The 10,476-nt window shown below is 41.3% G+C and carries 10 protein-coding genes and 2 tRNA genes; 7 read left to right on the top strand and 5 right to left on the bottom strand.

Annotated features, from left to right (window positions below; all coding sequences use genetic code 11):
* Nucleotides 1–93: 93 nt before the first annotated feature.
* Both CWC16_RS18510 and CWC16_RS18515 read left to right on the top strand, forming a co-directional pair.
* A tRNA-Leu gene (locus CWC16_RS18510) sits at nucleotides 94–178 on the top strand.
* Nucleotides 179–217: 39 nt separating this feature from the next.
* Nucleotides 218–292 (top strand) — tRNA-Gln (locus CWC16_RS18515).
* A gap of 4 nt (nucleotides 293–296) precedes the next feature.
* Here the strand turns inward: CWC16_RS18515 and CWC16_RS18520 are convergent.
* Entirely contained in the window at nucleotides 297–1,886 is a 1,590-nt protein-coding gene (locus CWC16_RS18520; RefSeq protein ID WP_138542598.1) for a putative bifunctional diguanylate cyclase/phosphodiesterase, read from the bottom strand.
* A gap of 145 nt (nucleotides 1,887–2,031) precedes the next feature.
* A complete protein-coding gene (locus CWC16_RS18525; RefSeq protein WP_138542604.1) occupies nucleotides 2,032–3,213 on the bottom strand; it encodes an FAD-dependent monooxygenase in 1,182 nt (393 codons plus the stop codon).
* 244 nt (nucleotides 3,214–3,457) lie between these two features.
* Between CWC16_RS18525 and miaB the strand changes: the two genes are divergently transcribed.
* From miaB to lnt, 5 genes are read left to right on the top strand one after another with little or no spacing between them, the layout of a single operon-like run.
* On the top strand, nucleotides 3,458–4,906 hold the full coding sequence (gene miaB / locus CWC16_RS18530) for a tRNA (N6-isopentenyl adenosine(37)-C2)-methylthiotransferase MiaB (RefSeq protein WP_055016128.1): 1,449 nt from the start codon (nucleotides 3,458–3,460) through the stop codon (nucleotides 4,904–4,906).
* Between the two features lie 57 nt (nucleotides 4,907–4,963).
* Nucleotides 4,964–6,022 (top strand): PhoH family protein, encoded by a 1,059-nt coding sequence (locus CWC16_RS18535; protein WP_138542599.1) that lies wholly within the window; start codon nucleotides 4,964–4,966, stop codon nucleotides 6,020–6,022.
* 4 nt (nucleotides 6,023–6,026) lie between these two features.
* Nucleotides 6,027–6,485, top strand: coding sequence for an rRNA maturation RNase YbeY (ybeY, locus tag CWC16_RS18540; RefSeq protein WP_024033864.1), 459 nt, complete (start codon nucleotides 6,027–6,029; stop codon nucleotides 6,483–6,485).
* A gap of 22 nt (nucleotides 6,486–6,507) precedes the next feature.
* Nucleotides 6,508–7,392 carry a CNNM family magnesium/cobalt transport protein CorC gene (gene corC, locus CWC16_RS18545; protein WP_004589463.1) on the top strand — a complete coding sequence of 295 codons (885 nt, stop codon included), beginning with the start codon at nucleotides 6,508–6,510 and terminating at the stop codon, nucleotides 7,390–7,392.
* On the top strand, nucleotides 7,373–8,923 hold the full coding sequence (lnt, locus tag CWC16_RS18550) for an apolipoprotein N-acyltransferase (protein ID WP_171037690.1): 1,551 nt from the start codon (nucleotides 7,373–7,375) through the stop codon (nucleotides 8,921–8,923). Before corC ends, lnt begins: the two co-directional genes overlap by 20 nt.
* Nucleotides 8,924–9,008: 85 nt before the next feature.
* On the opposite strand, the gene CWC16_RS18555 is transcribed toward lnt, so the two are convergent.
* From CWC16_RS18555 to CWC16_RS18565, 3 genes are all read right to left on the bottom strand, one after another.
* Entirely contained in the window at nucleotides 9,009–9,353 is a 345-nt protein-coding gene (locus CWC16_RS18555) for a 2OG-Fe(II) oxygenase family protein (protein WP_138542601.1), read from the bottom strand.
* A gap of 102 nt (nucleotides 9,354–9,455) precedes the next feature.
* Nucleotides 9,456–9,749 carry a hypothetical protein gene (locus CWC16_RS18560; RefSeq protein WP_138542602.1) on the bottom strand — a complete coding sequence of 98 codons (294 nt, stop codon included), beginning with the start codon at nucleotides 9,747–9,749 and terminating at the stop codon, nucleotides 9,456–9,458.
* Nucleotides 9,750–9,772: 23 nt separating this feature from the next.
* A complete protein-coding gene (locus CWC16_RS18565; RefSeq protein WP_138542603.1) occupies nucleotides 9,773–10,228 on the bottom strand; it encodes an ATPase in 456 nt (151 codons plus the stop codon).
* Between the last annotated feature and the right edge of the window lie 248 nt (nucleotides 10,229–10,476).

Here is a 10,476-nt window from a genome sequence, read left to right on the forward strand (position 1 = left end):
CACCAGGTTTTGATCCTGGCATTCCCAGGTTCAAATCCTGGTATCCCAGCCAACTTCTTCTACCAAAGAAACGTTGTATAAAGAATAAGAACTGCGGGAGTGGCGGAATTGGTAGACGCGCTGGATTTAGGTTCCAGTATCTTAGGATGTGAGAGTTCAAGTCTCTCCTTCCGCACCATGTTCTTAATTAGAACTAAAACTCATCCAAATTTAAAGTTGGGATATCGCCAAGCGGTAAGGCACCAGGTTTTGATCCTGGCATTCCCAGGTTCAAATCCTGGTATCCCAGCCACTTTCTAAATTATCCTGTATTTTTCCTCATTAGCATATTTGTGTATAAATTCATTTATATTAACTGGCTTGCTAAAATAATATCCTTGTAAATAATCACAATCCATTAGCGTTAATGTTTGTTTAAGATCGTTATTTTCTATTCCTTCTGCAACTACTTTACAATTAAGCCGTGTGGCTAAAAACAATGTCGACTCAACAATCGCATAATCAGCTATTTGTGTAAGCATATCTTTTATGAATGATTGATCTATTTTTATTTGGCTTACAGGCAACTCTCGCAGTAATACTAAAGACGAAAAACCAGTACCAAAGTCATCTACACTAAATTCAAACCCTCTATTGTTTAAATTTTGCATCATTGTGCGAGCGGCTTCTAGGTTTGTCATCATAGCGCATTCGGTTATTTCAAATATAATCGCGTCGCTTAGTGTTGGGTCATGCTTTACTAGCTCTTCAACAAACTCGTAAAACTCTGGGCTTTCTAAATCTTTAGTTGAAAGATTCACGTGTAACTGCCCTATAAAGCCAGCTGCTTTTAACGCTTTTAAATGTTTTATTGTTTCGAGCAGTACCCATTTTGAAATGTTCAGTATAAGCCCACTTTGCTCTGCAATACTAATAAACACTTCAGGGCTGATAAACGAGCCATCGCTTTGCGGCCAGCGTATTAATGCCTCTGCACCATGTACCTCGTTAGCTTTAGCATCAAAAATAGGTTGCAAGTAAAGCTCAAACTCATGGTTTTGAATCGCTTGTTTAATACGCGAGGTCATATTTGAAAGCTCGTTAGCACGAGCACTCAACGCCTCAAAGTAATGTACGTACAGTTGGTGCGTAGCTTTGGCTTCATGCAGTGCTAAGTCAGCTTGTTTTAATAACTCATTAGCATGCGACGAATGATTAGCAAAGGTGGTTATCCCGACAGTAACGTGGACACGTAAGCTGTGCTCGTAAATGTGAAATGGATGCTTGGTTGATTTTTTTATCGCTTCAATGCATAAATCAACAGTCTCATTAGTTGAGTCATCAATAATAAGTGCAAATTCATCGCCGCCCAAACGATATAGCTTAGCTATGCCGATAATATTATGACTGAGAGTTTTCGAAAAAATGCTGAGCAACATATCCCCTACTTTATTGCCGTATGAGTCATTAACAGACTTAAAGCGGTTTAAATCTATAAGCATTAAATAAAACGAAGGCTCGTACTTAACGTGTTTGTTAAGCACTAGGAAAAACTTTTTTCGATTAGGAAGGCCGGTTAAACTGTCGTTTTCGGCAAGGGTTCGTTGGCGCTTTGCAAAGCGGTCTATTTTTAAAATACTTTTATAACTAAGCTGAATAACTAAATATACAAAAGCCCCGCCGCCAAACAAAATGAGCGATACACTCGTTGCAATAAAGCCGTCTATATCGTTATTTACAAAATAATAAAGCACATACCAATAACCCACTATAAAGCTAAAAATAAGCGCAAGTAACAAAATCCACGATACACGGTTAGTTTTTTTACAAATTTTTATTGTAGGCACAATACTAAGCGTTAAAAGCAAAGCGCCAACGATGAGTATAAAAATAAAAAAATTATCCACAAACACACTACTTTTATTTGATTAGTAGTTTGAGTATGGCAAAAAAATGTAATAACGGAATAAATTAATAACAGATGTTCAAGTTGCGTCAGCAGGGGAGTGATTGGCTGTGCATTTGTTCAGCTAGCCAATCACTTAAGTTGATTTAATTAAGCTCTCCACTAATGGCATATTTTAATACCCAGTTTTTTAAAGGACCGGTATTGTTAGCCATTTTTAAAAACTGACTACGCGCCCATTTAAGCGGCGTAATGTGATTAGAAAAGCCAAAATAACACGCATCCATCATGCTCATCATTAACAGATTAGCCTTACGGCGGCTTCGCTCGTACTCTTTTAGCTTTATCGGGCAGCCAATATCATTAGCACCTTCTAGTAGCTGTGCCAGAGCAACCACATCTTGAAAACCTAAATTAACGCCCTGCCCTGCTAATGGATTAATTGTGTGTGCTGCATCACCCACTAGCACTACTCGCCCATTAGAGTAATTATTTGCATGCTGGCGAGTAAGCGGAAATACCGCATGGCTTTGTACCTCAAAATCGCCAGCAAGGGATGGAAATTTATTTAAAATATGCGCCTTAATTTGCTCAGTCGTTAATCCTTTAAACTTTTGTAAGGTGCTAGCGCTGTCGTACCAAATTAAATTTGCGTAGGGCGCCTGCATCGGTAGAAATGCTATAGGGCCTGTAGGGGTAAATTGTTGCCATGTTTTTACTTGCTGCGGCGCATCAAGCTTTATTAGTACACCCATGCAATGCTGCTGATATTGCCACCCCGTTACACCAATATTAGCTTTTGCACGTAGCTGTGATTGCCCACCATCGGCTGCTATAACTAAATCAGCAGTATAATGGGTATCGCCATAAATGAGGGTGATTGACGCACTATCTTGCTTAATAGCCGTTAAGGGAGCTGATTGCTCAATAACCTCAATGTTATAATGCGCAAACTGCTGCCAAAGGCTTGCTTGTATTAAATTGTTTTCAATTAAGTGGCCTAGGTGCGAGGTATTAATATCATCGCAATCAAATAATAGGTTGTCGCCACCACGTTCAAACGCTTCTAACTGCTGATAAGGCGCTAAACGGTTTTGCCTTAAAATAGGCATAGCCCCTAGCTCATCCAGCAAGTTTTCTGAAAAACGATTAATAGCCGATACTCGAATATCTACTTGTTCACTTGCTAAAATAGCGTCGGCGTTTATCAGTTTTTTTTCTATTATTTGTACTGATTTTCCTTGCTGAGCAAGCTTTATTGCCATGGCCGCTCCGACCATCCCTGCGCCTACAACAATCACTTTGTTTTTAGTCATGTTTTTCATCATTTGGTTAATACGTGAAACTGTTTTGATTGTACCGTAACTCACAGGATGTATGCGAGAGTATATAACTATCACGCTATTAAACTCCCTATGTATTGATTTGAGATCACAAACATGAAAACTATACTTGGATCTGGGCGGGTATCCAGCTAAAATACGCGTCCTTTAAGTGAGCAACCTTGCTCCTTAATCCCGTTTTAAGCACATTTTTGTGCCACTACCGAATTGAACACGAGGCTATATTTCAATGAGCAAAAAGCTGCATATCAAAACTTGGGGTTGTCAGATGAACGAGTACGACTCTCAGAAGATGGCTGATCTTTTAGATTCAACCAACGGCTACCAGCTAACGGAAGAAGCAGCAGACGCCGACGTTATTTTACTTAACACCTGTTCAATTCGTGAAAAAGCGCAAGAAAAAGTATTTCACCAATTAGGCCGCTGGAAGTTGTTAAAAGACGACAAGCCAGATTTAATTATTGGTGTAGGTGGATGTGTTGCCTCACAAGAAGGTGACTCTATTCGCCAGCGCGCCCCCTTTGTTGATGTTATTTTTGGGCCGCAAACTCTGCACCGTTTACCAGAAATGATTAAACAAGTGCAAGGCGACAAAGGCTCATCGGTGGTTGATATTTCGTTCCCAGAAATTGAAAAATTTGACCGCTTACCAGAGCCAAAAGCAGAAGGCCCGTCTGCATTTGTATCAATAATGGAAGGGTGTTCTAAGTACTGTACTTTTTGTGTTGTACCGTACACCCGTGGTGAAGAAGTTAGCCGCCCATTAGATGACGTATTATTAGAAGTTGCACAACTTGCTGAGCAAGGCGTACGTGAAGTAAATCTACTAGGCCAAAACGTAAATGCATACCGCGGTGAAACACACGATGGTGAAATTTGTTACTTCTCTGATTTAATTCGTTACGTAGCAGCGATTGACGGTATTGACCGTATTCGTTACACCACTTCGCACCCGGTTGAATTTACGCCTGATATTATTGATGCTTACGCCGATGTACCAGAGCTTGTAGATCACTTACACCTACCTGTGCAAAGTGGTTCAGACCGTATTCTTAATTTAATGAAACGTGGCCATACAGCGCTTGAGTACAAATCAACAATACGTAAACTGCGCAAAATTCGCCCTAATTTAAGCATGTCGTCAGACTTCATTATTGGCTTCCCAGGCGAGAGCAAAGCCGACTTTGAAGCCACCATGAACCTGATTAACGACATTGGCTTTGATATGAGCTTTAGCTTTATTTACAGTGCGCGTCCAGGTACCCCTGCCGCCGACTTGCCTGATGACGTATCAGAGCAAGAGAAAAAAGAGCGCTTATACCTACTACAAAACCGCATTACGCAAATGGCACAGCAAATTAGCCGCCAAATGTTTGATACAGAGCAACGTATTTTAGTTGAAGGTCCTTCTAAAAAGAACCCAATGGAATTACGTGGCCGCACCGAAAACAACCGTGTAGTTAACTTTGTTGGCCCACACACAGTGATCGGTCAGTTTGTTGATGTACGTATCACCGAAGCGTTACCAAACTCTTTACGTGGCGATTTAATTCGTACAGAATCAGAAATGAACTTACGTCGTGATGTTGCTCCTTCAGCTATTTTAACAAAAGCGGCAAGCGTGGAGCCAAAAATCGATACAACCAACGAAATTGGCGTAGCTACTTTCGTACCGTAGTTGTATAAATTCATTGCGCCAGTAACGCTTACTGGCGCACCCGAATAGGAAGTAATTTTGAGTAATCAGTTAAAAACATTAGAGATTTATTTAGAACCTGCCGACAACAAACGCCTTTCTTCTTTATGTGGACCGTTTGACGAAAATATCAAACAAATTGAACGCCGCCTAGGTGTTGAAATAATCCACCGCGACAACTTTTTTAAAGTAACAGGTAAATTGCACTCAAGTGCCGCGGCCGTAGAAATTTTAAAAAACCTTTATGTTGATACTCAGCCTGTTCGTGGTGAAATTGGTGAAATAGAGCCCGACAACGTTCATTTAGCCATTACCGAATCAAAAGCCCTAGAACAAGACGTGCCGCAAAGTGCCTACGGCAAAGAAATGTTTATTAAAACCCGCCGTGGTGTAATTAAACCCCGAAACGATAACCAAGGTTTGTATGTTGCTAATATTTTGCACCACGACATTACCTTTGGTATTGGCCCTGCCGGTACAGGTAAAACCTACCTTGCTGTTGCAGCCGCAGTTGATGCCCTAGAGCGCCAAGAAATTCGTCGGATATTACTTACCCGCCCTGCGGTAGAGGCCGGCGAAAAACTCGGTTTTTTACCAGGTGATTTAAGCCAAAAGGTAGACCCATATCTGCGCCCGCTTTACGACGCCCTATTTGAAATGCTTGGCTTTGAAAGGGTAGAAAAACTGATTGAAAAACACATTATTGAAATTGCCCCACTTGCATACATGCGTGGACGCACATTAAATGATGCATTTATTATTTTAGATGAAAGCCAAAATACCACCGCCGAGCAAATGAAAATGTTTTTAACCCGTATAGGCTTTAACTCTAAAGCAGTAATAACGGGTGATATTACACAAGTTGATTTGCCACGCGGAGCGCGCTCAGGCCTTCGCCACGCAATAGAAGTACTTAGCGATGTTGAAGAAATTAGCTTTAACTTTTTCCAATCGCACGACATAGTTCGCCACCCTGTTGTTGGCCGTATTGTAGAAGCCTACGAGCGTAATGACGAAAGCGAGCGACTAAAGCGTATAGAAAAGCAAAAAGCCAAAGAGCAACTTGCCGCTCAACAGACGCCTTCTACTAAAGAGTAATATTGTGAGCACCGAATTAGATTTACAAATAGCCTGTGAGTTTGACAACCTCCCAAGCGAAGAACAATTTGCACTGTGGGCCGATAAAGCCCTGAGCAAGTTTCGTGATGAGTCGGAGCTGAGCATCGTTATAAGCGATGAAGCCCAATCACAACAATTAAACAACGACTACCGTGGTAAAAATAAACCAACCAACGTGTTGTCGTTCGAATTTGAAGCACCGCCAGGCATTGATTTGCCATTAGTAGGTGATTTAATAATTTGCCCAGCCATTGTATTGGCCGAGGCAATCGAGCAAGAAAAGTCATTTCATGACCACTTTGCCCATATGGTTATTCATGGATGCTTGCATTTACTTGGATTTGACCATATAAAGAGTGAAGACGCTTTTGAGATGGAAAGCATAGAAAAGCAATTACTTGCAGAGCTAAACATAGCTGACCCATACCGGGACGAAATTTAAATTAACGGAGCATTTAGACGCAATGAGCGACGATAACTCGCAATCTAGCCAGGGTTCTTCTGGCAAAACGTGGATGGGCCGCATAGCCCAAATGTTGCAAGGGGAACCCCAGAATAGAGAAGAGCTGGTTGAAGTAATTGCCGACGCGCAAGAGCGTGACGTAATCGACCCAGAAACCAAAGAAATGATTGAAGGTGTGCTTGGTGTATCCAAGCTTAAAGTGCGCGATATAATGATCCCGCGCTCACAAATGGTCACACTTGAGGTCGACAGCCCCCTTGAAGATTTGATCCCCATGATGGTCGACTCTACCCACTCGCGTTTTCCGGTTGTGTGTGAAGACAAAGACCACGTTGAAGGTATTTTGCTCGCAAAAGACTTGCTGCCGCTTATTTTAAATAAAGACGAGCACCTACCCTCACTGCGAGAATATTTACGCCCTGCCATGGTAGTGCCTGAAAGCAAGCGCGTAGATACCCTACTAAATGAGTTTCGCCAGCAACGCTATCACATGGCAATTGTCATTGACGAATACGGCGGTGTGTCGGGCCTTGTCACCATTGAAGATATTCTTGAAATAATCGTTGGCGAAATCGAAGATGAGCACGACGAAGAAGAAGATCAACAAGACATTCGCCAACTTGCTAAGCATGTATACGTAGTACAAGCGCTCACCCCTGTTGATGACTTTAACGAGTACTTTAAAACAGGTTACAGCACCGATGAAGCCGATACCATTGGCGGTACGGTACTACACGCATTTGGCCATATGCCAAGTCGCGGCGAAACAATTGAAATAGACGACTATCAGTTTAAAGTAACTAATTCTGATAACCGTCGTATTTTACAACTGCAAGTCACCGTTCCTAAGGTTGATGAAAACGACAGTGAAGAAACTACTAACTAAACTCACCCTGTTAGTAAAAGATAAAAAAGCATGGCTCGCACTGGTTGCGGGCCTTATTTTAACTTTTGGCTACGCCCCTTACCAAATTTGGCCCATCGCATTTTTTAGCATTGCCGCCATTATTTTTTGTATCAACCCAAACAACACAGGCAAAGCGCACGCAAAAAGCGCCGCTAAATATGGCTTTATATTTGGCTTAGGCTGGTTTGGCGCAGGTATTAGCTGGGTGCATGTATCTATTGCTACTTTTGGCGGCATGCCGCTTATAGCGTCGCTCTCATTAATGGCTTTACTGTGCTCATATTTAGCGCTGTTTCCAGCACTCGCGTTTTGGGCTGCAACTCGCTTTGCAAGTGGCCCTAAAAGCATGGGTGCACTGCTCATTGCCACCATAGCCATGAGTGAATATTTACGTGGACACTTACTAACCGGCTTTCCGTGGCTAAGTTTTGGCTATACACAAACAGATGGTCCGCTTAGGCTACTTGCCCCCTATATTGGCGAATTTGGCTTAACGCTTACCTGTGTTGCTATTGGTCTTTCCCTTTACAGGCTCACCCAAAAAGAGTTTAAAACCCCATTAATAAGCGCAGCCGCTTTAGCGTTACTTGTTATTGGCGCATTAAATACCGGTAATAATCGCTACTCTGGCAAAGAAATGTCGACCTTATTGGTGCAAGGTAATATAAAACAACACCTGCGCTTTGAACCCAGCGAGTTTTGGACCACCATGAGTAAGTACCAAGATCTAACGCGCCCACATTGGGATGCTGATCTTGTGGTATGGCCCGAAGCCGCGGTGCCAGAAATAGAAGCCCTTGCCGACACCTATTTAGCCAATTTAGACAGCGCCGCATCGTTTAATAAAACCGCGTTAGTAACCGGTATTGTTGACTACCAGCTCGACACCAAAACTATTTACAACACCCTTATTGTGGTCGGTAATAAAGAGCACAACGACGAGCACGGCCATTACCGCTACCTAGACAAAAACCGCTACCGTAAGCACCAGTTGTTACCTATCGGCGAATTTGTACCATTTCAGGATATATTGCGACCTATAGCGCCATTGTTTGATTTACCTATGTCATCGTTTACGCGTGGCGATAGAGTGCAAAACAACTTACGCGCCAATGGCTTTAACCTGCTACCTGCGATTTGCTACGAAATAGTATTTGCCGATTTAGTGCGCGGAAATTACCAAAGCGACTCAGACTTACTCTTTACGGTAAGTAACGATGCCTGGTTTGGCGACTCCATTGGGCCATTGCAACACATGCAAATAGCCCGCATGCGCGCATTAGAGTTACAACGCCCGCTGGTACGCGTTACCAATAATGGCGTAAGCGCCGTATACGACCCAATAAGCCACACACAGCAAACCATGCCACAGTTTGAAGCGGCGACCATGAAAGCCAATATAAAGCTTATACAAGGCGACAGCGTATACAGCCAATATGGCAATGTGTTTGTATGGGGATTTGTGTTGTTATTAGTGATTGGTGGATTTGGGGTTAGATTTAGGAAATAAAATAGGGTTGATAGCTGTTTGAAAACAGCTATTGAAAGAAAGGTGTCCTGTTGGGGTTCGCTTCGCTCTACCCAACCTACACAAATTACTTTTTAATCCAACCTATGCTTAAAATATAGCGAGTACCTTGCTCTATTTTTAATACTTGGTGCCGCTCAATATCAGGCCTGAAAAGTTTAACTCGGCTGTGATTTATAATTGGATTTTCACACACAAACTCACCACCTTTCGCAGCATGCTTCAATACAATATTGAGCCTAAAATGTCTGCCAGTTTTAACTTTATCGGTATGCGGTTTTATTTCACTCCCCTGCGGGAATTTAATTAAGTAAGCATCCAATTTAAAAGGGAAGAGCATGTAGCACAATAACATTTTATCGTAGCCCGACGCTTGGCGACCCCGTTGCCAACTAAATAACTTACTCTGCATAAAACCTCATACCAATTAATAACTAGAAGTTTGAACTCTTATTTTACACAAGAAAAAAGTTTCTTTATTAACTCTATTCAAAGAGTAATTATTAAAAACATTTTAATAATTACCTGCTTTCACCCGTGTATTAACAATTAATTGTATCTTACCAATTATTTCTAAACTTACTCGACGCTCTGCTGATAAACGACTGTAATTTCCGATATCACTAAAGTAATTTATGGTTTTAGAAAGCGCTTCATTACCAAATTTAAGATAATTATTGATCTCTTCATCTAGAAGTTTATAAATTGCAGACGTTTCACTATGCATGGAACCGCTAAGTTGCTGGATATAGTAACCATCATCATTTTCAAACAAATACCACAATGAACCTACTTCAATAAGTTTCATAAAATCTGTCCTTCTTGAATAGTTCAAAAACCAAGCAACTTAAACTTTAATTCAGCAGAGTGTACTCTGCTTGCCTGCGGTCTTAGTAGAGTGCAGTGAATATCAATATAGCTACTCTTGCTTGGCTCTATAAACATGTCATCGCTTTTACCTAAACAATTACCAACAAATTTACCGTTTTCATCAAATGTGGACGCAATAACACCACCAGCATAAATGCTTTCGTTGCTTATATTTTTTAACTCTGCAGTAATTCTTACGCGCCCATTTTCTTTAAAAATACCAGAAAGGGTAAGTTTGTAATCATTACTTAAATCAGACGCGCTATCTAATGCTTTATTAGAAACCAGCTCTTTAAATCCACTATCCACCTCAGCAGCTATGGTAAGCGCGTATACACTGATGCCACCTAGCGTTGCTATTACAAACCCTACTCCCCAGAAAAAGCCTTTTAAAGTCTCATTAAAATTAGTACTCATTTAGTTCCCTATTAATTTTTTACCACTGAATTTCATTAACGATATATCCAAAGTAACTTTTTTCACCGACTAAGTTTATTCTCTTATTTCTGATGTTTTGTAGCTCGTGCGTATCTAAGTACCATCTAAATGAGCGTTCCTCGCCAGAGAATAAGTCAACAAGGTTTAACCTTATACATTGCTGCTCATCATTTATAGTACAGGCACTTACATCGGTTAATAAATATTCATAGGTTGGATCTTAAGAA

It is taken from the genome of Pseudoalteromonas sp. S3776 (assembly GCF_005886915.1).
Classification (GTDB): Bacteria; Pseudomonadota; Gammaproteobacteria; order Enterobacterales; family Alteromonadaceae; genus Pseudoalteromonas.